The sequence below is a fragment of the Tepiditoga spiralis genome (assembly GCF_014701195.1).
GTDB lineage: Bacteria > Thermotogota > Thermotogae > Petrotogales > Petrotogaceae > Tepiditoga > Tepiditoga spiralis.
On the sequence record NZ_AP018712.1, the window covers coordinates 1,350,944 to 1,373,642 of the forward strand.

The window sequence follows — 22,699 nt, forward strand, 5'->3', positions numbered from 1 at the left end:
CCCATTATAAAAATGATATTTCTCCTCTATTTCCTTCAGATATGTAAAGTGCTTTTTTTAATCTTTCCATTATTGTTTCTATACTTTCATTTGGATTAACAACTTCTGTAATTCCAAATGCTAGTTTTATTCCTCTTAAATTTTTTTCTAATTTTTTGATTCTCCTTTTTATTCTTTCACAGGCTGTTTCTGTATTTCTGAGTTCTGTAAAAGGTAATACTACTCCAAACTCTTTTCTTGAAATCTTTAATACATCATCAGATTTACGCATAGATAATTTTATTAATTTTAAAATTTCTTTTGAAACTTCATCTAATGAAAATTGTGAAATTTGTTTTTCCCGTTCGTTGAAGTCTAGTATAGATATTACGGCAAGAGAAAAAGAACCGCCACTTCTTTTTATTTTATCTAATTCTTTTAAAACTCTTTGTTTAAATGCTCCTCTACTTCCACGTGCCAAAACAAAATAAATTGCATTTTGAAGTTTTAATTTTAAAATTTTTTCTGAATAATCTTCTAATATAAAATCTATTGTTTCATTTTTTAAAATAGGTAAATTTTCTAAAGATTTTACATTATCAATAATAGCAATATGTGGAAAAGCATATCTTAAAACATTATCAACAATAGCAAAATCAGAATTAAATATATCTTCAAACTCCACATCAATGTTATTACTTCTTAAAAGTAATTCAATTTTTTCTTTTAAAATTAAATTTTTTGTATTTAAATATACAGAATATATAGAATTCATAAGTACCCCCTTTTTGTTTTTACCAATAAATTTTATTAATAATATTTAATCTTGAATGATCAGATTTTCGTCTACCTATTTTAGCACAAGGTTTTCCATCTACTTCTACTATATCTGCAGTAAAGTCTATTTTATGTTTTAACAATTTTGATCCAACACCGTATACATCTACAGGAACATTCAATTTTTCAAATAAAGATATTTTATTTGCATCAAATCCGCCAGAAACAACAATTTTTAGATCATTTAATCCATTTTTATCAAATTCTTGACGAGCTTTCCATACTAATTCAGGATTAACGCCTAAAGATGATTCATTTCTTGGAATAACAGATTTGTCTCTTAAAGAACCTGAAGTATCAAATCTTACTGCCCATATTTTATTTTTTCCTTCTCCAATTATTTCTTTTGGATCTGTTTTACCAAGTATAAAATCTTTTCCAGTTATATATTTATAGAATTTTTTAACAACTTTAAATGTTGTTCCTATAACATCATTATCCCAATCAACCAAAACCATTCTATTTACATGAGGATCAATGTGCTTATCAAAAGCAATTGCAGCATCTTCAGTTTTTCCATCGTATACAGCAATCAATGCATGTGGAATGGTGCCAGCAGACTCTATTCCCCAATAATCAGCATTAGCATCAGTGGATACACCAAAAGCTCCAGCTTTTAAGGCTGCGTATCCATCAGTTGCTTGTGTCCAGAAATGATCAAATCTTGCACTAAAAAATAAAATAGGTTTACCTCCAGAAGTTTTAACTACTTTTTTTACAGAGGTTGCTGTACTTGATGCTCTAGATAAAACACCCAATAAAACAGTTTCTAAATGTCCAAAAAAGGCTGGGTTCCCTTCTATTGTCATTATTGGTTCCATGTTTTTTGCTTCATCACCATCATTTAATGCTTTTACATTTATTTCATCCCATTTATCTACCCACATATCATCTAAAAGCATTCTATAATCCCATTTTTCTGCTGTTTTTTTCAATAATTCTTCTTTGTTCATTTTACTTGCAGCATCTTGTATTTCTCTTTCAAGATGCATTATTTTTGAAAATAATTCAAGTGCTTTTTCTTCATCAGAATAGTATCCTGTTCCATATCTTAATATAGCTAGTGCTTCATCAATTCCAACTATTGTGGCATCTTCACGAGGAAAAAATTGATATAAAACTTTTTTATTTATTTTATCTTTTTTTAGAACTTCAACATATCTTGTAAAATATTTGTCAGTATAATAACCATTTCTTATTTTATCTATTGGTACTTTAAAAACATTTGGATTTAATCTTTTCATGAGTTCACTCCTTTTTCTAATAGTTTGAAATTTACTGGAACAACTTTAGTAATACCTTGTTTCATTGTAATTCCATAAAAAACTTCTGCAATTTCCATCATTAATTTATTATGAGTTATTACTAAAAACTGAGATTTATTAGAGTTTTCATGTATTAAAGAAGCAATCTTTCCAGCATTTATATCATCAAGAGGTGCATCTATTTCATCGAGTATATAGAATGGACTTGGGTTTAAATTCATCATAGCAAATAAAAAAGCAATAGCTATTAATGCTTTTTCACCACCAGAAAATAAAGAAAGTTTTTGAAATCTTCTTCCAGCTTTTTTTACGGAAATTTGTATACCTTTTTCAAAATCTTTTCCTTCTCCAATTAGATTTAATTCTCCATATCCATTGACAAATAATTTACTAACTAATTTTTTAAATTCTTCATTTAAAAGATTAAAAAAATTAAAAAATTCTTTTTCGGCTGTTTCATCAAGTAAATCGATGGAATCTTTTATTTTTTTTATAGAATCTAAAATATCTTTTTTTTCAATATTTTTTTGTTCAAAATCATTTCTTACTTCTTTATATTCTTTTAAAACAGTTAAATCGACAGAACCAATATTTTTTAAAGCTTTTTCAATGTCTTTAATTCTATTTTCTAAAGCTTTTATTTCAAATTCTTCTAATTGTTCTTTCTCAAATTCCTCTTCATTTAGATCAATATTTTTAGCTTTTTCAACTATAAATTTTATATTTTGTTCAAGTGTTTTTATATCAAAATCATTTTTATTTTTTTTATCTTTTATTTCTTGAATTTTGTTTTTTATGTTAGTTCTATTTTTATCTAATTCTTCAAGTTTGTCAATTTTTTCTACTTTTCCTTTTCTGTTATTTTTCATAATGTCAAAAATTTTAGATATTTCTTCACTCAATGTTTTATGAGAATTTTGAACTTTTTCAAAATCTTTTTTGTATGTTTCTAATAAAGATTTGAGATTTTTAAATTCAGTTTCATTATTTATAATATTATTTTTTAAATTATTTATCTCATGATTTATAGATTTTTTTTCATTTAAATACATATAATATTTTTCTTCAGTATTTTTTAATTGAGAGTTTTTTTCTAAAATTTCAAAGTTTATTTTATTCATTTTTTCTGTATACTGTGTGGAATTTTCTGAAAAAATAGAAAGTTCTTCAGTATAGTATTTTATATTTTTTTCTTGTTCTTTTTGAATAACTTTTAAAGAGTTTATTTCTTTATTTAGTTCATTTAATTCATTTTTATAGGTTTCAATTCTATTTAAAATAGAATCATAAGAACTTTTTTTATTTTTTAAATCATTGTTTAATTGTTTATAATTAGAACTTTCAATATTTCTTTTTAATATTAACTCTTTTAATTCTTCTTCTAAAGAGTTTAAATGTAATTTTAATTTTTTTATTTTTTGAGATTTTTGTTCTTCTAAATCTTTATAATAATTAATATTTTCAATACTTTCTTCAATTTTTAACTTTAATTCTTCTATTTCTCTTTTTCTTTTTAATATAATAGATGAATCATATCTTGTTTTTCCACCACTTATAGCTCCTGAGCCATAAACGACTTCACCTTTTAAAGTAACAATTGTTGATTTGAAACCATTTTTAGATATTGTTATTGCGGTTTTTAATTCATCTACAAGCAAGATATTAGAAAAAGTATATTGCATTACTTTTATATATTTTTTATCAAATTCTACTATATTAATTAAATAATCAATTACACCAGCTTCTTTTAAAATATTTTTATTTAGTGCATACGTACCTTTCATTAAATCAAGAGGTAAAAAAGTGATTCTTCCTCCAACTCTTTTCATATAATTAATATACTTGTCTGCTTCTGAAGAACTGTTAATTACTATATTTTGAAGCTTTGCACCAGCTGCTGCCGAAATAGCCTCTTCAAATTGTTCTTCAACTTCTATTAGATTTGCAACTACATCTATTACATTTTTTTCATCTTTGAATCTTTTAAAGAATTCTTTTATGGACTTAGAATATCCATCATAAGAATTTACTTGATTTTTAATAATTTCAAGTTTGTATTCGCTTTCTTGTTTTTCTTTAAAAAAATAGTTAAGTTCATTTTTTATTTTCTCTAATTCTTGAAACTCTATACTTTGTTTATTTTTTTCTTTTATAATTATTTCTTTTAATGTTTTTTCTTCATCGGTACTTATTTTTAATTTATCTTCTATTTTTTGTATTTCTTTAGATAAGTTTTTAATATCTTTTTCTAATTTTTTGAATTCTTCATTTAAATATGAAATTCTTTCTTGTTTTCCTGTTATTTCTTTGTTAGAAGTAGATAATTTTTTGTTAGTTTCAGTAAATAAATTTTTTTCTTGAGATAGTTTTGCTTTAAATTCTGAAATTTTTTTATTTTGTTCTGAAACTTTTTCGTCTAATTCATTTTTTTCAGAAGTAATAATTTCAAGCTTATTTTTTACTTTAATCATATCATTATAATATTTTTCTGATAAGTCTTTTATTTCTGTATAACGTAATTCTAATTTTTTTAAATTTTCTGTATATGTTTTTATTTTCCAATCATGTTCAACAATTTTACTATTTGTGTTATTTAATAGTTCTGAAATTCTATTTTTTTCTTTTTCAAGTAAAGAAATTCTATTTCTATAATTTTCTATTATTTCACCATTTTGAGATAATGATTTATCAACATTTTCTATTTCTTGTTTTAAAGACATGTAAGCTCTTTCGGCATCAAAAGATTTTGAAAGCAACTCTTTCATTTCTTTAGAGAGTTCTTCATTTAAATATTTTAATGAATCTATTTTTAATTTAATAGATATTTTTTTTGCACCATAAAATTTTTTTCCAATGTTTTTTAATTCATTTGTATATGATAAATGTTTTTTAGCTCTGGAAGCTCTATTAGAAAGATTTTTTAACCTTTTTTCAGTTTCAAATAAAACATCTTTTAATCTTTCTAAATTTTCAGATGTTTTTTCAAGTAATTTAAGTGATGTTTCTTTTTCTTTCAAATATTTTCCAATATCTATTATTCCAAGTACTAAATCTCTTAAATCTTCTGGAGAAGATTTTACTATATCACTAACTTGACCTTGACTTATTATAGAATAAAATTGCTTACCTACACCTCCGTTTGAAAAAATAGAGTGTAATTCTTTTAAAGTAGAAGTTTTATTATTTAATAAGTATTTTCCAGAATTTTTATCTAAAATTTTTCCAATTTCAAAAATTTCATTTTTTTCATTTTTTAAGGTTAAAAAAACTTTTGCAATTTTTGCAGGTTTTAATTTTTCAGTACCAGAAAATATTACATCAGTTCTATCATCTATTCTCATTTGTTTTGATGATTGTTCTCCTAATAGCCATCGAATTGCATCAACTATATTAGATTTCCCAGAACCATTAGGTCCAACAATTGCTATTATTTTTTTATTTAATTCAAAACTAGTTGGTTTTGCAAAGCTTTTAAAACCATCTATTGTTAAATTTAATAGTTCCATTTAGACTCCTCCTGAAGCTTTCATCCTTTCATTTATTACTTTTACTATTTCATCAGCAGTTTTTCCAGAATTAAAAGCTTTATACATCCAACCTATTGCCTTCATATCAAAAGAAGCATACCATGTAGGAGAATTTTTTTCCATTGATTGATTTCTTATTAAATAACTTGGATGAAATGTTGCAAAAATTTTTATGTTGCCTTTCCAGTCAAAAAAATGACCCCTTGCTGCAGTTATTTTTTTATTTATACCAAAATATTTTAGAGATGTTGAACCAAGTGCAACAATTATTTTAGGTTTTAATATAATTAATTGAGATTCTAAAAAGGGAGTGCATAATTTAATTTCTTCTGTTGTTGGAACTCTATTTTTAGGAGGTCTACATTTTACGATATTGGTTATATACACATCACTTTTTTTTAATTTAGACCAATTAACTAACATTTTTTCAAGAAACTGACCAGCTTTCCCAACAAATGGATGACCAGTAGCATCTTCATCGGCTCCAGGACCTTCTCCTACAAAAACTATTGGAGAGTTTATATTTCCTTCTCCAGGAACAGTTGTATTTCTACTTAGATGTAATGAACATTTTTCGCATTTACTAATTTTTTTATTTATGTATTCAATTTCAAAATTTTTATCAAACATAAGATCCTCCATTACATTAAATTAATTCCCCAACTTCCTGTATTTTCATAATAAACATTTTTTTCTGGTATATCATTTATATAAAATTTTAAAGTAAATTTTTTTAAATTAAATTCTGGAAGTAAAGATAATTCTGCTTCAAATAACATTGTCCAACATATTATTCTTTTTTCAATTTTAAACTTTGTAAAATCAAACAAATTATTATTAATATCATAATCAAAATTTGTAGAGATAGATTCTATAATCGAATTGTGTTCTTTTTTTTCATAAGTAAGTGTAGAAGTTAAAAAGTTAGTATCAACTTTATAATCAAAAATACTTTCAAGATTAAAGGGTGTTTTATTTTCTAAAAGTTTTAATCTAAAGTAATATTCATTATATTTATCTTTTAAATTAAAATCTCCTAAAGCTATATAATTCTTATATGAAAATTTATATGAATTTTCAATTTCAGGCAAACTTTCTTCAAAACTTTTTTTATTAAAATAGTATTTATAAGATGACTTTATAAAATTATTTCTTGAAAAAGATAATTTTTCTATATTTTCAGTATAATCAATTGGATTTTCTTCTTTATGATTATAAGTGAATTTTGTTTCATGATTTATTAATCTTTTTGATGAATTTGGGTTGTTTATTCTAAGAATTACTTTTGTTGTGTTTGGTTCTAAATGAAATTCATTAGTTGTATCATAAGAAGTATCTGTTAAAGCTGAAAATTTTAAATCAAATAAATCAATTGAATTTGATGTTTTAAAAGAAAGTTCTTTTAAATGTATATTTGAGAAATCATTTGCAAGATATTTTCTACTTATTTTTGCGTAACTTTCAAATATTTTTAATATTGGCAACTTGTATTGATAATAATCAATGTAATATAAATTATTTGTTGCTTCAGGAGTAAATCCCTTAGTATACTTTAATGAATTTTGAGCTTTAAAAATTGAAAAAGAATAGTTAAAATTTGGTGATGTACTAAAATTAAATACATGTTTTCCATAAAAATATGGTCCACTTTCAAAAAAATCTTTTGAATAATCAAAATTTATTTCATTATCTAGTTTTAAATTAGATGAAAAAAATTTAGAATTAGTTTTAAATAAAATATTTGAATTTTTTAATGAATTTTTTGATTCTAAACCATTTTTTACAGTTTCTGTAGCAACAACTGAAGTATTATATAATAAAGTTCCAGATAGTTTTGTATTGTGTGAAAAAAAATTATAATTTGCATTAGCATAAGTATCAATTTTTTTATTATTCCAAGCTTCTATAATGTCAGAGTCTAAATTTGTTTTTGTTTCTATATTTAAATTAAGTTTGTTTATACCAAAATTTGAACGTTTATACTTTTTTTGTAGTCCTTTTGAAGAAGAAACTGTTAAAAAATTTATATAATATAATTTGTTATTTTTCCATAAAAATTTTGATTTTATATTATTCAATTCTCCAAGTTGTGTTAGTAATGTTGGAACATTTAAATTTACAGAATTTTCATTTGATGAAGGAGAATAAAGATAGTTTAAATAAGAATATTTTCCAAAAATTTTATCATTAAGAAAATCTATTCTAAAACCAAAATTACCTGGATTATAATTTTTTATTTCTGAAAAAAGATAAAAATTATAATCATTTATATTAAATCCATAGTTGAATGTAGATGTTTGATCAAAAGTATTTTTTTTAGTATCATTTAAAATCGATTGTTTATATTTTATAAAAGTATTATTTTTAAACTTATAATTTATAGAAATATCTATGCTTAATTTATCTTCTCCATAGTTAAGAGATAATTTAAAGGGAGAATCTTTTTCATCTGATAAATTTTGAAAATAAAAAGGGAAATAAAATACAGGAACACCAAATAAATCAACAATAACATCTCTTGCTACAAGAAATTTTTCTGGATATATAGATATTTTTCTTGCATAAAAATAATAAGTTGTTGCTTGACAAGCCTTACATGTTGTAAGTTTTGTTCCATGTGCAATCATAAAATCTTTTTTTGTTGGTTTTTCAAGTTTATCTGACCATATTCTAACATCTATTTCTTTCTTTTCCTTTGTTTTATATTTTTGTACTGTATAAGAATTTAAAAATAAAGTATCATCTTTTTCAAAGTTTAAAGTTAATTCAGATGATTCAACAGTAGTCTTTTCATGCTTATAAGTAATATTACCTTTTAAAGTGGCATTTATTATTTTATTTTTTTTATCAAGAAGAGCATTACCATAATCAGCTTTAACTATAGAATTTTTATATTTTATTGTTATGGAACTTTCGAAGGTTATATTATTATCTTTTATATTTATATTATTACAATCAATATAAACATTTTCAGAAAATCCTGTGTTTGTTAAAAATAGAAAAAATACTATTAAAATAAAAAATTTCTTAATGGGTTCTATTAGTTTGTAAGATAATTTAGTATCTAATAGAAAAAATAATGATATACCAGAAACAATAAAAATTATATTAGGTATCCAAGGAGCTAAAATTGGATTTAATATTTTTTCTTTTCCAAGAGCTGAAATCCAAGCTCCAGAACCCTGATATAAAACTACTAAAATAAAAGTAGAAATAACACTCCAAGATTTACTCTTTAAATTTAAAAATAAAGATAAAGAAACACCTAAAAGTGCAATTACAAATGGTGAAAAAGAATCAGCAAATTTTTGTTGATAAGCAACATTTAAACTTGCTACATCTACACCAAGTTTTGAGAAAGTATCTATTTTTGTTTTTATTTCTTTAGTTGTCATATCATTAGGAGATTTAGCAAACCTTAAAAATTGATCAACATCTTGTTTAATGTCAAGTTTTAATTTTTTAAAAGAAATATCTAATTTTAAATATCCTTCATCATCAGTTTTAAATAATCTACCATTTTCCATATACCATCCATCTTTTTCTTTTTTTGCTTTTTTTGCATGATATACAGATACACTATCATATTTTACTTCATATAATAAAAGATCGTAAAGATATCCATGTTCTTTATCAACTTGTTTTACAAATAAATAGCGACCATCACCTACATCAACAAATTGATTTTCTTCGATAAGTGCTTCTGCTCTTTTATAAATATACTTTGCAATAGCTTGTTTTGCTTTGAAATTAGAAATAGGAACTATAGAATTTAAAAGCATAAAGGTTACAATACATAAAATCAAAGAATTTATTATAAATGGAATTACTATTTTTTTTAAAGGAATTCCTAAAGTTTGTAATGCAATGATTTCATTATCATTTGATAATCTTGAAATTAACCAAAATATTGAGAACAAAACACCAACTGGAATGCCTAAAGATATAAAATAAGGCAAATTATAAGCTAATAATAACAATAATTTTGAAAAAGAAACTCTATTGCTAACAATTTGTTCAGAAAGCTGGTATAAAAGTTGAACACTTGCAAAAATTATAAATCCAAAAAGACCCATTAAAAACGGTCCTATCATTTCTTTTGATAAATATTTAAAAAGTTTTATCATATTTCATCCTCTAAAGAAAAAAAGTATTCAAGCTTATTATTTCTACACTTATATCGAGATCCTTTTATTGCCCAAATTACATTTTCAGAAATATTTGTTGCAAAATCTGAAAAAGTTTCTATATTTGTTAAAATAATTAAATGTAAATTTACAGATTTTATAGAGTCTTTTGAGCGATAAAGAGAACGTTTATAAGCTTTTAATAAACTAGATACTTCCTGTTTTAAAATACAAATATTTTTTGCAGGTTCAAAAAAATGTTCTGAAACTTCACTTACAGTTAATTCTTTTATTTCAAGATTTATAAAATCAGAAAACATTCTTAAAGAAGTAGATAACATTTCTTGAGTTTGCATAAATATATCTTCAAAATTATTTAAATTAATCCTTTGAGGCATTTTTAAAAGTTCAACATTTAATTTTGCAGCTTCTTCACATAAATCACCCATTATTTCAAAAACATAAATTAATTTTAATCCGACAAGATTAGCTTTTAAAAATTTACCAGTGAAGTTTGAAGCTCCTATTAGAGCCATACCATCAGCTTCTAATTTGGATTCTAAAAAATCTAATCTGTCATCTTGAGCTATAACTTCTTCACTTAAATTTTTATCTTTTTCAAAATAAGAATCTTTAAGCTTAAAAAACATTCCTTGAGTTAGTCTTCCCATTTTTAAAACATTGTTTAGATAAATTATTAATTTTTTATGACTGTATTCAGAAACTATAGATTTCACTTTATTCAAACCTCCTGCCAAAGGCAAGTTTGTAATTTAACACATTACAAAAATTATCTCCTAATTTTTGAGCAAGTTTTACCTTTTTTTTGCTACTTGTTATTGTTAAAGAAGTATTTAATTCTAATCTATGAATAATATCTCCATCTGCTGTTACATACGCAAGTTCCATTTCATCTGATTTTATTTTTATTACTATTTTTTTTTCTGGAGACAAAATAAATGGTCGTATATTTAATGCATGAGGAGATAAAGGAATTATCTCTATTGCATTTAAATTTGGATCTATTATAGCTCCACCAGCAGATAAGCCATATGCTGTTGACCCAGTTGGTGTTGAAACTATTATTCCATCGCCTTTAAAAGAATATAAAATATTATTTGAAGATAAAACATCTAAGTTAATAGTTCGCAATGGTTGACTTTTTTGAATTACAATATCATTTAATGCTAAAAATTTTTTATTTGCTATTATGCATTCTAACATCATTCTTTCAGAAAAAGTTATTGATTCTTTTGATATTTCTTTTGCAGCTAATTCTATTTCAGTTTCAGAATAAGCTGTTAAAAATCCAAGGTTTCCCATATTAATTCCAATAATTGGTTTTGAATAATCAGCTGAAAGTTCTGAAACTCTTAAAACTGTTCCATCTCCACCAAAGACAACATAATAATCTGCCATTAGAGCTACTTTTTCAGTAACTTCTGTTCCAGCAGTAAATATGTTTAAAATTTCTATTTTATACTTTTTAAATAAAGGAATTACGTGTTCTTTAATGTGCTCAAGTGAAACTTTATTTGGATTATAAAAAAAGAGCACTTTCACATTATCACCTCAATCTGTATGCAAGTTCAAGTAATGAATTTACTAAAAAATTATCAAAAAATACAAGAACAATTAATCCTATCATAGGAGAAAAATCAAGTCCAGCAAACACAACAGGTATGTACTTTCTTATTGGATATAATATTATATTTGATATTGAATCTAATGCATATTTATATTTGTTTGGATAAGGCATTAAAAAACTCAATATAGAAGATATTATTATTGAAAATTCAAATGTATATATTACAATTCTCAATATAACAGCAATTGCTTGAATTAAATTTGCTATAACAAACATTCTTACACCCCACTTCCATAATTTCTATTTCCAAAAATTTTACTGCCAATTCTTAAAAATGTTGCACCACATTCAATAGCAATTTTAAAATCATTAGACATGCCAAATGACAATTCTTTAAAATTGGTATCTTTTATATATATTTTATCTCTTATATTTTTTAAAGAATTAAATATTTCTTTTAATTTTTCTTTATCTTGAGTATATGGAGGTACAGTCATTAAACCAGATACGATAATATTTTCATATTTTTTTGAAAGTTCATAAAAATAATCAAATTGTTCAATGGCTATTCCAGATTTTGAATCTTCTCCAGAATTAATTTCAATTAATATTTTTTGTTTTTTATTAAATTTTTTTGCTTTTTTATCAATTTCTATTAATTCTTTTTCTCTATAAACTGAATGTATATATTCACAAATAGGAACTATATACTTTATTTTGTTTGTTTGTAATTGTCCTATAAAATGCCATTCAATATCTTTATGATTTGAAAAAAATTCACTTTTATTTTTTAATTCTTGAGCTTTATTTTCCCCAAATAATTTTTGACCAGATTCATAACAATACTCTATGAATTCTTTTGGAAATGTTTTTGAGACAGCTATTAATTTTACATTTTTTCTATTGTATTTGTAGATAGTTTCATTAATTTCATCAAGTACAGCTTTATAATTTTTTTGAATTATTTTTTTCATTTTTATCCATCTCCCATAACTTTAAATTAGAGTTATTTTTTTCATAATTTAATAGTTCATAGGCTTTATTAGTTACCATTCTTCCCCTATGGGTTCTAATTAAAAAACCATTTTGTAGTAGATAAGGCTCATAAACTTCACTTATTGAATCTGATTCTAATCCTAACGAAGAAGCAAGAGCATTAATCCCAACTGGACCACCTTTATAATTTTCTATAATTGTTTTTAAAATTCTTCTATCTATTTCATCTAATCCTTGAGTATCTATTTCTAAAATTTTCATAGTTTCTAAAACATTTTCAACTTCTATCAAATCTTTTTTTTGTACTTGTGTGAAATCTCTTACTCTTTTTAACAATCTATTAGCTATTCTTGGTGTTCCTCTAGAACATTTTCCCATTATCATAGCAGCATCAGAACTTATTTTCATATTTAACAGTTCAGAATTTCTTTCTATAATTGTTTTTAATTCTTCAGGAGGATAAAAATTCATTTCAAGTATTATTCCAAATCTACTTCTAAGTGGAGAAGCTAACAAACCAAGTCTTGTTGTTGCACCAATTAAAGTAAAAGGATTTAAGTCAACTCTTATTGAACGGGCAGAAGGACCTTTTCCTATCATTATATCTAATTGATAATCTTCCATAGCAGAATATAATATTTCTTCAATAGATCTATTTAATCTATGGATTTCATCTATAAAAAGTATATCACCTGGATTTAGATTTGTTAAAATAGCAGCAAGATCACCGGCTCTTTCAAGAACCGGTCCACTAGTTATTTGTATATTGGCTCCCATTTCATTTGCAATAACATTTGCCATTGTTGTTTTTCCAAGTCCAGGTGGTCCCGCAAGAATAATATGATCTAAATGTTCTTTTCTCATTTTTGCAGCGTCAATGAATACAGATAATCTTTTCTTTATTTTTTCTTGACCTATATATTCATTTAAAAACTTAGGACGAAGGCTAATTATACTTGCTTCGTCCTTTAATTCTTCGGGATTTAAAATTCTTTCTTCATTCATTAAAATTCCTCCGATTAAGGGTAAACTCTATAAAGTGTTCTTGCAAAAGGAATTGCTTCTCTTATATGATTTAATCCACATATCCAAGCTACAGTTCTTTCAACTCCAATTCCAAAACCACTGTGAGGTACTGAACCGAATTCTCTCAAGTCTATATACCATTGATAATCTTCGATAGGCAAATCTTTTTCTTTTAATCTTTCAATTAAAACATCTTTTTCCCAAATTCTTTCAGATGCACCTACTATTTCACCATAACCTTCAGGAGCAAGCATATCATCACAAAGAACAACATCTGGATTTTCTGGATCTGGTTGCATATAAAAGGCTTTGATATCTTTAGGATATTTTTCAACTATTAATGGTTTATCTTGTTGAGAAGATAAAACAGTTTCATGTTCAGCGCCTAAATCATCTCCCCATTTTATATCGTATCCTTTTTCTTGTAAAAGTTTTATAGCATCTGTGTAAGTTATTCTTGGAAATGGAGCTTTTACATTCTTTAATTTATCTATATCTCTTCCAAGTGCTATTAAATTTTCTTCAGCCCTTTCAATAACTTTTTGAACAATATATTCGACTAAATCTTCTTGTAATTTCATATTATCTTCATGTGTATAATAAGCAACTTCTGCTTCATTCATCCAAAACTCAATTAAATGTCTTCTTGTCTTGGATTTTTCAGCTCTAAAAGTTGGACCTAAATTAAAAACTTTTCCTTGAGCCATACAAGCAGCTTCTAAATATAATTGACCAGTTTGCGCAAGATAAACATCACCATAATCAAAATATTCCATTGAAAATGTATTTCCTGCAGATTCTCCAATAGATCCAGTAAAAATAGGTGTATCTATTAATTTAAAATCTCTATTTAAATAAAATTCTCTCATAGCTTTTATTATTTCATTTCTAACTTTAAGAATATGAAATTGTCTTTGAGATCTTAGCCAAAGATGTCTATGTTCCATTAAAAAATCAATTCCATGTTCTTTATTTGAAATTGGATAATCTGTTTCATTTGCATGAATAATTTCAACTTCATCAATAGATATTTCTACACCAATTGTCGATCTTGTATCTTCTTTAACGGTTCCTCTTATAATAAGGCTTGATTCTATTTTTAATTTTTTTACTTTAGAATATAATTCTTCATCAATAGTGCTTTTTTCTAATACACCTTGCACAAATCCAGTGCCATCTCTTAATTGTAAAAATGAAATTTTTCCACCAGTTCTTTTATTTCTTAACCAGCCTCTTATTTCTACTCTCTCTCCTATATGTGCTTTTAAATCTTTTATTGATATCCATGGCGTCATCGTTCAGCACCTCCATAACTATTTGTTTAAATTTATTTAGATTTATAGTATTATAACATATGAGCTTTATTAACTCAAATTATTTTTTACTTATATGAATACATTTTTTGATAAATAATCTTTAATAAACTTTAAAAAACTTTTTGACAATTCTGGGTCAAATATCTCTCCTGATTTTTCTTCTATGTATTCTATGGCTTCTTCAGGAGTTAAGATCCCTTCATACTCTGATGTTGCAGTATGAGTAGCAATATCAAACCAATCTACTATCCCAATAAACCTTGCATAATAAGGAATTTCTTCACCCTTTAATCCATCAGGGTAACCACTTCCATCCCAATTTTCATGGTGACCTCTAACTACGGGAACAGCAAACCAAAGTTCATCTAAAGAACTTAAAAAAATTGAGCCAGTTATTGTGTGTTCTAATTCCCATGTTTCAAATTGATTAATTCTTGTTGGGGTAAATAGCATTAATTGTTCTATACCAATTCTTCCTATATCATGTAGCATTGCTAATTCTTTAATATTTTCTATTTCTTCTGATGTTTTATTTAAAAACTGAGCAAATTTTTCGCAGTAATAAGCAACCCTTTGAGAATGGCTCATATTTGTTTTTGTATCTTCAACTTCCATTGTAACAACTAAACCTTGCAAAAATTTTGAAATTTTATACTTATGCTTTAACTTCAAATCAAATAAGTCTAACGGATTTTTATTTTTTGATATAGATATACCTTTTATTAAAGCTAAATCAATGTTTTCATACATGTTTTTTGAATTGAATATTTGAATTTCATTATCTTCAATAAATAAAGAAACACTATTATCATTTATTAACATATATACTGAATTTTTAATTTCTGGTTTTTTCCCTAAAAAAACATCGGCATCTTCTTTATTCTCAGTTATATTTATTGCTGTTTTTACTGAAATGTTTTCAATATGTTTTAATAAATTTATTTGTATTGTATCTTTAAAGATAAAAATTTTAGGAAAGTTATACATTTTTTCTCCTCCTAACTTTTAATTTTGTTTATATAATTATACTATAAAAATAAAAAAAATAGAAATTTTTATTATTAAAATTGCTTGACAATAGTAAAAAATGTAGTATAATATCTTGAGAGTGCCGATGTGGCTCAATGGTAGAGCGAGTCATTCGTAATGATTAGGTTGGGGGTTCGATTCCCTTCATCGGCTCCAAAATATTCAATATGCGCCCTCTGGGCGCATTGTTTTTGTGAGGTTTGAAATGTGAAACTTAATAAAATTGAAAAAAAAGTTTTTAATTTTATAAAAACGTATAAAATCTTTAAAAAATATGATAAAATATTAATAGCAGTATCGGGAGGTAAAGATTCCATGATGCTGTTACATCTTTTAAATAAAATAGCTCCACTTATGGAGTTAACTCTTAGTGTTGCTCATTTTAATCATAAAATAAGAAGAGAATCGGACTATGAAGAAGAATTTGTAAAAAAAGAGTGTGAAATATTAGGAATAAAATTTTACAGTAACTCTGGAGATGTTATAGGTTACTCTAATAAAAATAAAATTGGTATAGAAGAAGCAGCAAGAAAATTAAGATATGATTTTTTATTTAACACTTTAAATGATATTTCATATAATAAAATTGCAACTGCTCATCAAGGAGGAGATCTTTTAGAAACAGTTATATACAGAATAACAAGAGGCTCTGGAATCTATGGAATTGGAGGTTTGACTCCAGTTAACGAAAAATTAACAAGACCTATGTTAATTGTAACGTTGAAAGATGTACTAAAATATGTTACAATAAATAATGTTAAGTATGTAAATGATCCTTCAAATTTATCTGTTGAATACGCAAGAAATAGAATAAGGCATAATGTTATTTCAGAACTTTATAAAATAAATTCTAATGTTGAAGAAAATGTGTTAAGATTAGTTGAAACAGTTTGGGAATATAGAAACACCGTAGATATTGAATTTAAAAAAAGAGTTAAATTCAAAGAAAATACATATATTTTTAAACTTTACGAAGATATATTTGATGCAGAAGTTTTAAGAAAAATATTTTTAATTAATGGAACGTATCCGCCAAATATGGAAGAAACTAAAAAAATATTAAGAATGAAATCAAGTGGAGAACGTTTCATTACCCCTTTAAAAATAGTCAAAAAAAAGGATGAACTATTTGTTAGAGTAGAAAAAAAGGAGGAATAAGCTTTGGCAGAAAAAAATAAGAATAGTAATCAAAAAAGATTAGGTATATTTTTTGTTTATATTGTTCTTGCAATTTTAATATATGTTGCTGTAAACAATATGGTTCATACCCAAGATGTAAAAGAGGTAAGTTATTCACAACTTGTTAGTATGATAAACGAAAAACAGATTATGAAATTAGACATAGAAGACACAGGTAATGTTACAGCAAAGACAAAAGATGGATTAAAATATCATGTTTATGCTCCATCATTATTAATGGATCAACAATATGTTTTAGCACTTGCAAATGATGGAATAATGGTGAATTACACAAAAGGATTATCTTCAAGTTGGTGGTTAAATTTAGTAGGATATATAATACCAATTTTATTTTTTGTTTTCATATGGTATATGATGTTAAAACCAATGAGAGGAAATGGACCACAAGGAATGAATTTTACTAAAAGTCCATCAAGAAAATATGATCCAGTAAAAGATAAAATTACATTTGATGATGTTGCTGGTGTTGAAGAAGCAAAAGAAGAATTAATTGATGTTGTTAACTTTTTAAAAGATCCAAAAGGATTTAATGATCTAGGAGCCAGAATGCCAAAAGGTGTTTTATTAGTAGGACCTCCAGGTACAGGTAAGACTTTAATTGCTCGTGCAGTTGCTGGAGAAGCAAATGTACCTTTTCATTTTATAAGTGGTTCTGATTTTGTTGAACTATTTGTAGGTGTTGGTGCAGCAAGAGTTAGAGATTTATTCAACAAAGCAAAAGAAAATTCTCCATCAATAATTTTTATAGATGAAATTGACGCTGTTGGTAGGCAAAGAGGCGCAGGACTTGGTGGAGGTCACGATGAAAGAGAACAAACATTAAATCAACTTTTAGTTGAAATGGATGGATTTGATACTTCAACTGGAGTAATAATAATGGCAGCTACAAATAGACCAGATATACTAGATAAAGCTCTTTTAAGACCAGGAAGATTTGATAAAAAAGTAATAATAGATAGCCCTGACTTAAAAGGAAGAGAAGAAATATTGAAAATCCACATGAGAGGCAAAAAAATTGGTAAAGACGTAAATGCTGAAGTGTTAGCAAGAAGTACACCAGGATTTGTTGGTGCTGATTTAGAAAACCTAATAAATGAAGCAGCTCTTCTTGCAGCAAGAAACAAGAGACCAAATATTAATATGGAAGACTGTGAAGAAGCAATTGAAAGAGTTATAGCAGGTCCAGCAAGAAAATCCAGATTAGTTTCAGCTAAAGAAAAAGAAATAATAGCCTATCATGAATTAGGACATGCAATAATAGGTCATTTGTTACCAAACTCTGATCCTGTTCACAAGGTAACTATAGTACCAAGGGGCCATCAAGCTTTAGGTTATACATTACAATTACCTATGGAAGATAAATACTTAATGAGTAAAACTGAAATAATGGATAAAATAGTTACTGTACTTGGTGGAAGAGCTTCAGAAGAAATTGTTTTTGATGAAATAACTTCTGGTGCTGGTAATGATTTAAAAAAAGCTACTGAATATGCAAAAACTATGGTGTGTAAACTTGGAATGAGTACTAAAATAGGACCAATTGCTTGGGGAGAAGAGGAAGGCGAAGTTTTCCTTGGAAGAGAATTAACAAAAATGAAGAATTATTCTGAAGAAACCGCAAGTCAAATTGATGCAGAAATAAAAAGAATAATCATTGAAAGTTATGAAAAAGCAAAGAATATATTAATAAAAAATAGAGAAAAATTAGATTTAATTGCAAAATATCTTCTTGAAGTTGAAACATTATCAGGTGAAGAATTAGGAAATTTATTAAAGAAAGAAATTTCAGAATTAGAAGAATTTGTAGAAAAAGAATTAAATGATTCTAAAGACAAAGTAGAATTAGAAAAAAGTGATAAAGAAATAAAAAATAACGAAACTTTAGAAGAAAAAGTAAGTTTGGAAAAAGATGTTGAAAACTCTTAAAAGAGGTGAATAAATATGGAGGAGATTTTAAACAGTTTAAAAAGGAAAATAGGAAAAGAAATCACCTTTAGTTTTAAAGTTAATGATGATAGTTTTTTGTGGTCTGAAGATACAAAATTATTAGAATACCATGCATTGAGTACATCAGCTCTTTTAGAAGAAGTACATAGAAGTGGGTACTTAACTTTAAAAGAAGAACTTTCGGATGGATTTACTTCAGTTGTTTTTTCAACGAGTTTAAAACATTTAAAACCAACACCATATTCTTTTAATGTTTTTATTAAATTAAAAATAGTAAATATAAAGAAAAACGAAGTTATTTTTGAAGGAGAAGCTTTTGATGAAAATGAAAAAATTGCAGAATTTAAATTTTCAAGAATAATTATTTCAGCTAATTATCTTAAAAGAAAAATTCATGAAAAAGCTTCTAAAATAAACGGATACCAATAATACCCAGAAGGGAGGAAATAAATATGGCAAAAAAAATTATTATGATTGTTGAAGACGACCCGGCAATATCAGAAATGCTCTCTATTAATCTTTCAAAAGAAGGTTATGATGTTTTAACTGCTGGTTCTGCCGATGATGCTCTTAAAACAATTGAAGAAAAAGATGTAGATTTTTTTATTGTTGATATTATGTTACCTGGTTCTATGGACGGTTTTGATTTTATTAGAATTGTTAAGAGTAGTGAAGCACATAGAGCTACACCAGTTTTAATCCTCAGTGCTAAAGATGATGCAGCTGATAAAGTTGCTGGTCTTGAACTTGGTAGTGATGATTATGTAACTAAACCATTCAATGTAAGAGAACTTCTTGCAAGAATAAAGAGTATTTTTAGAAGACAAACAACAGCTTCTTTAATGAAAGAAGAAGGACCAAAAAAGATTTCTGCAAAAGACTTAGTTATTGATACTGAAAGACTTGAAGTATGGGTGAGAAATGAACTTGTTAGTTTAACACCTCTTGAATTTGATCTTCTTGTTTTCTTAGCAAAGAACGAAGGAAAAGTATTTAACAGAGACGTTCTTCTTGATAAACTTTGGGGATATGACTACTATGGAGACACAAGAACAGTTGATGTTCATATCAGAAGATTGAGAACAAAAATAGAAGAAGATCCATCAAATCCAAAATATATAATAACAGTAAGAGGAAAAGGGTATAAATTTAGAGATCCCGGAAAAGAAAAAAATAACTAATACGACAGAGGATACCCTCTGTCGTTTTTTGAATATGAGGTGGGATTTTAATGATTTTAAATACTGTACTTATTACTATTTTTTTAATATTGTTTATGTCATTTATATTTCTATATAAACATTTTTATATAACTAAAAATAAATATACTAAAATAAAAAATGAAATATCAAAAATGTTTGATATAAGTATAAAAAATCCTTCAGATGATTTCCTACTCCATCAACTCTCTACAAATATAAAAAATTTAAAAGAAAGATTTAACACAGAAAAATATAGAAGAAGAAATAGTTATTCTATACTGAACTCTTTATCAGAAGGGGTTGTTTTATTGTCATTACATTCTGGAGATGTTGTTAAAGTTGATTTTGCAAACGAAATATCAAAAAAAATTTTTACAGTTGATGATTATGTTGGAAGATCTTTAGCAGAAATAGTGGATAATCATTATTTAATAGATATGGTTTTGAAAAGTTTTAAAAAAAACAAAGACATAAAAGATGAATTACTCTTTTACTCTCCAGAAAAAAAATACTATGATTGCAAGGTAAAATTAACTAATATTGATGATAAATATAGAATAATAATTTTAAATGATATAACAAAAGAAAAAGAAATTGAAAACTTAAGAAGAGAATTTTTAACAACAATGTCTCATGAGCTTAGGACACCTCTCGCCGTAATGAATGGATACCTTGAAACTATTTTAATGAATTCTACTTTTGAAAAAGATATAGAAAAAATGTTAAAAATAATAGAAGATGAAAGTGCGAGACTTACGAGACTTGTTAATGATCTTATAGATTTAGGAAAGATAGAAAAGAATAATATAAGTTCTTCTAAATTTAATAAAATAAATTTAAGTGATTTAATTAAAAAGACATATAGATTTTTTAGAATGTTATCTGAAGAATTAAATATAAAAATAGTTCTTGAAATTGAAGAAGATGTATATATATATGGAGAAGAAGATAGAATTTTACAGGTCATATATAACATTTTAGATAATTCTTTAAAATTCACTGCTTTAAATAAAAAAGAAGATAACACAATTTGGATTAGATTATATAAGGATAAAGATACTTCAGAAGAAGTTGTTTTTGAGGTTGAAGATACAGGAATAGGAATTCCACCAAAAGACATACAAAAAATATTTGATATGTTTTATAGAGTAGACAAATCAAGAACAAGACAAATTACTGGATTTGGATTAGGACTTTATATAGTAAAAAATATACTAGAAATGCATAAAGCAAGAGTTTTTTTGGAAAGTGAAGAAAATAATGGAACATTATTTAGAATTAATTTTAAGAGTTTATCAAATGAAAATAAAGGTTGAACTTTAACTTATAAGGAGGTAGTATTACATGAGAGCTTATGATATTATTATGAAAAAAAGAGATGGACAAGAAAATACAAAAGAAGAAATAAAATTTATGGTTGAAGGATATGTTAAAGGCGAAATACCAGATTATCAAGTATCAGCATGGTTAATGGCAATATTTTATAATCATATGACAGCTGAAGAAAGATATGAGCTTACAATGAATATGTTAAAAAGTGGAGATACAGTAGATCTTTCATCTATTAAAGGTAAAAAAATTGATAAGCATTCTACTGGTGGAGTTGGAGATAAAACAACAATGGCTTTAGCTCCAATGGTTGCATCTTTAGGTTTAAAAGTTTCTAAACTTTCAGGAAGAGGACTTGGACATACTGGAGGAACTATTGATAAATTAGAATCAATACCAGGATTTAAAACCTCTATATCTCCTGAAGAGTTTGTAAAAAATGCAAATGAAATAGGAGTTGTTGTTGCTGGTCAAACTGCAAATATAGCTCCAGCAGATAAAAAATTATATGCATTAAGAGATGCTACTGCAACTGTAGATGAAGTTTCTTTAATTTCTGCTAGTATTATGAGTAAAAAATTAGCTGTAATGTCTGATGGAATAGTATTAGATGTAAAAACCGGATCTGGAGCTTTTATGAAAACAGTAGAAGATTCAGAAAAATTAGCAAAAGCAATGGTTGAAATTGCTAAATTAAATAATAGAAATGCAGTTGCAATGGTTACAAATATGAATCAGCCACTTGGTGATAATGTGGGAAATGCTTTAGAAGTACTTGAAGCTATTGAAACAGTTAAAGGAAATGGACCTAAAGATTTTACTGAATTATGTTATGAACTTGCAGGTAATATGTTAGAAGTTTCAGGAATAATGACTTATGATGAAGCAAAGAAAAAATTAGAAGAAAATATAAAAGATGGAACAGTTGCAAATTTAATGAAAAAATGGATAAAAGCACAAGGTGGAGATTCAAATGTTGTGGATAATCCAGAAGAAGTATTAACTATTTCAAAAGATATTGTTGATTTTAAAGCAAAAAAAGATGGTTATATTTATACAATAGATACTGAAAAAGTTGGTATAGCTTCAATGGTATTGGGAGCAGGAAGAGCTAAAAAAGAAGATGAAATAGACAATTCTGTTGGAATAAAAATTCTAAAAAAATTAGGAGCTAAAGTTTCAAAAGGAGATATAATTGCAAAACTTTATGTTTCTAAGATTAGTAATGTAGAAAGTTCTTTATCTCTTTTAAAAGAAGCTTATGAAATAAAAAATGAAAAACCAGATTCATACAACTCTAAGTTAATTTATAGTATTGTAAAATAGTGGGA

Annotated in this window: 18 protein-coding genes and 1 tRNA gene; 7 read left to right on the forward strand and 12 right to left on the reverse strand. The window is 25.7% G+C overall.

Features of this window, described 5'->3' with window-relative positions; genetic code table 11:
- Positions 1-4: 4 nt before the first annotated feature.
- From IGS63_RS06325 to IGS63_RS06380, 12 genes are all read right to left on the reverse strand, one after another.
- Positions 5-754, reverse strand: coding sequence for a diguanylate cyclase domain-containing protein (locus IGS63_RS06325; protein WP_190613429.1), 750 nt, complete (start codon positions 752-754; stop codon positions 5-7).
- 19 nt (positions 755-773) lie between these two features.
- Complete coding sequence (locus IGS63_RS06330; RefSeq protein WP_190613431.1) at positions 774-2,060, reverse strand: nicotinate phosphoribosyltransferase; 1,287 nt, start codon at positions 2,058-2,060, stop codon at positions 774-776.
- Positions 2,057-5,587: a chromosome segregation protein SMC gene (smc, locus tag IGS63_RS06335; RefSeq protein WP_190613432.1), complete on the reverse strand. Its 3,531-nt coding sequence runs from the start codon at positions 5,585-5,587 to the stop codon at positions 2,057-2,059. Before smc ends, IGS63_RS06330 begins: the two co-directional genes overlap by 4 nt.
- Positions 5,588-6,238, reverse strand: coding sequence for a uracil-DNA glycosylase (locus tag IGS63_RS06340; protein WP_232521149.1), 651 nt, complete (start codon positions 6,236-6,238; stop codon positions 5,588-5,590).
- Between the two features lie 11 nt (positions 6,239-6,249).
- Complete coding sequence (locus IGS63_RS06345) at positions 6,250-9,735, reverse strand: YjgP/YjgQ family permease (RefSeq protein WP_190613436.1); 3,486 nt, start codon at positions 9,733-9,735, stop codon at positions 6,250-6,252.
- The gene (locus tag IGS63_RS06350; protein WP_190613438.1) at positions 9,732-10,472 is read right to left on the reverse strand and encodes a phosphate signaling complex PhoU family protein; all 741 of its coding nucleotides are present in this window, start codon (positions 10,470-10,472) and stop codon (positions 9,732-9,734) included. Before IGS63_RS06350 ends, IGS63_RS06345 begins: the two co-directional genes overlap by 4 nt.
- 1 nt (position 10,473) lies before the next feature.
- Complete coding sequence (locus IGS63_RS06355) at positions 10,474-11,298, reverse strand: NAD(+)/NADH kinase (protein ID WP_190613439.1); 825 nt, start codon at positions 11,296-11,298, stop codon at positions 10,474-10,476.
- Positions 11,299-11,302: 4 nt separating this feature from the next.
- Positions 11,303-11,599 (reverse strand): YggT family protein, encoded by a 297-nt coding sequence (locus IGS63_RS06360; RefSeq protein WP_190613441.1) that lies wholly within the window; start codon positions 11,597-11,599, stop codon positions 11,303-11,305.
- Between the two features lie 2 nt (positions 11,600-11,601).
- Positions 11,602-12,297 carry a YggS family pyridoxal phosphate-dependent enzyme gene (locus IGS63_RS06365; RefSeq protein ID WP_190613442.1) on the reverse strand — a complete coding sequence of 232 codons (696 nt, stop codon included), beginning with the start codon at positions 12,295-12,297 and terminating at the stop codon, positions 11,602-11,604.
- Positions 12,269-13,324 carry a Holliday junction branch migration DNA helicase RuvB gene (ruvB, locus tag IGS63_RS06370; protein WP_190613444.1) on the reverse strand — a complete coding sequence of 352 codons (1,056 nt, stop codon included), beginning with the start codon at positions 13,322-13,324 and terminating at the stop codon, positions 12,269-12,271. Before ruvB ends, IGS63_RS06365 begins: the two co-directional genes overlap by 29 nt.
- Positions 13,325-13,338: 14 nt before the next feature.
- The gene (gene asnS / locus IGS63_RS06375) at positions 13,339-14,640 is read right to left on the reverse strand and encodes an asparagine--tRNA ligase (protein ID WP_190613445.1); all 1,302 of its coding nucleotides are present in this window, start codon (positions 14,638-14,640) and stop codon (positions 13,339-13,341) included.
- A gap of 90 nt (positions 14,641-14,730) precedes the next feature.
- Positions 14,731-15,648, reverse strand: a complete 918-nt coding sequence (locus IGS63_RS06380; protein ID WP_190613447.1) for an HD-GYP domain-containing protein — start codon at positions 15,646-15,648, stop codon at positions 14,731-14,733.
- Positions 15,649-15,771: 123 nt separating this feature from the next.
- Here IGS63_RS06380 and IGS63_RS06385 point away from each other — a divergent pair.
- The 7 genes from IGS63_RS06385 (at position 15,772) to IGS63_RS06415 (ending at position 22,694) form a co-directional block, all read left to right on the forward strand.
- Positions 15,772-15,846 (forward strand) — tRNA-Thr (locus IGS63_RS06385).
- Positions 15,847-15,897: 51 nt separating this feature from the next.
- Positions 15,898-16,848, forward strand: coding sequence for a tRNA lysidine(34) synthetase TilS (gene tilS / locus IGS63_RS06390; RefSeq protein WP_232521153.1), 951 nt, complete (start codon positions 15,898-15,900; stop codon positions 16,846-16,848).
- A gap of 3 nt (positions 16,849-16,851) precedes the next feature.
- Entirely contained in the window at positions 16,852-18,816 is a 1,965-nt protein-coding gene (ftsH, locus tag IGS63_RS06395) for an ATP-dependent zinc metalloprotease FtsH (protein ID WP_190613449.1), read from the forward strand.
- 15 nt (positions 18,817-18,831) lie between these two features.
- Positions 18,832-19,266, forward strand: a complete 435-nt coding sequence (locus IGS63_RS06400; RefSeq protein ID WP_190613450.1) for a thioesterase family protein — start codon at positions 18,832-18,834, stop codon at positions 19,264-19,266.
- Between the two features lie 23 nt (positions 19,267-19,289).
- Positions 19,290-20,018: a response regulator transcription factor gene (locus IGS63_RS06405; protein ID WP_190613453.1), complete on the forward strand. Its 729-nt coding sequence runs from the start codon at positions 19,290-19,292 to the stop codon at positions 20,016-20,018.
- 50 nt (positions 20,019-20,068) lie between these two features.
- Positions 20,069-21,355: a sensor histidine kinase gene (locus IGS63_RS06410; protein ID WP_190613454.1), complete on the forward strand. Its 1,287-nt coding sequence runs from the start codon at positions 20,069-20,071 to the stop codon at positions 21,353-21,355.
- Between the two features lie 28 nt (positions 21,356-21,383).
- Positions 21,384-22,694 carry a thymidine phosphorylase gene (locus tag IGS63_RS06415; RefSeq protein ID WP_190613456.1) on the forward strand — a complete coding sequence of 437 codons (1,311 nt, stop codon included), beginning with the start codon at positions 21,384-21,386 and terminating at the stop codon, positions 22,692-22,694.
- The last annotated feature ends 5 nt before the right edge of the window (positions 22,695-22,699 follow it).

Coding starts and splice junctions, on each gene's coding strand:
- IGS63_RS06325 (WP_190613429.1), bottom strand. CDS start 754: ATGAATTCTATATATTCTGTATATTTAAATACAAAAAATTTAATTTTA.
- IGS63_RS06330 (WP_190613431.1), bottom strand. CDS start 2,060: ATGAAAAGATTAAATCCAAATGTTTTTAAAGTACCAATAGATAAAATA.
- smc (WP_190613432.1), bottom strand. CDS start 5,587: ATGGAACTATTAAATTTAACAATAGATGGTTTTAAAAGCTTTGCAAAA.
- IGS63_RS06340 (WP_232521149.1), bottom strand. CDS start 6,238: ATGTTTGATAAAAATTTTGAAATTGAATACATAAATAAAAAAATTAGT.
- IGS63_RS06345 (WP_190613436.1), bottom strand. CDS start 9,735: ATGATAAAACTTTTTAAATATTTATCAAAAGAAATGATAGGACCGTTT.
- IGS63_RS06360 (WP_190613441.1), bottom strand. CDS start 11,599: ATGTTTGTTATAGCAAATTTAATTCAAGCAATTGCTGTTATATTGAGA.
- IGS63_RS06365 (WP_190613442.1), bottom strand. CDS start 12,297: ATGAAAAAAATAATTCAAAAAAATTATAAAGCTGTACTTGATGAAATT.
- ruvB (WP_190613444.1), bottom strand. CDS start 13,324: ATGAATGAAGAAAGAATTTTAAATCCCGAAGAATTAAAGGACGAAGCA.
- asnS (WP_190613445.1), bottom strand. CDS start 14,640: ATGACGCCATGGATATCAATAAAAGATTTAAAAGCACATATAGGAGAG.
- IGS63_RS06380 (WP_190613447.1), bottom strand. CDS start 15,648: ATGTATAACTTTCCTAAAATTTTTATCTTTAAAGATACAATACAAATA.
- IGS63_RS06400 (WP_190613450.1), top strand. CDS start 18,832: ATGGAGGAGATTTTAAACAGTTTAAAAAGGAAAATAGGAAAAGAAATC.
- IGS63_RS06405 (WP_190613453.1), top strand. CDS start 19,290: ATGGCAAAAAAAATTATTATGATTGTTGAAGACGACCCGGCAATATCA.
- IGS63_RS06410 (WP_190613454.1), top strand. CDS start 20,069: ATGATTTTAAATACTGTACTTATTACTATTTTTTTAATATTGTTTATG.
- IGS63_RS06415 (WP_190613456.1), top strand. CDS start 21,384: ATGAGAGCTTATGATATTATTATGAAAAAAAGAGATGGACAAGAAAAT.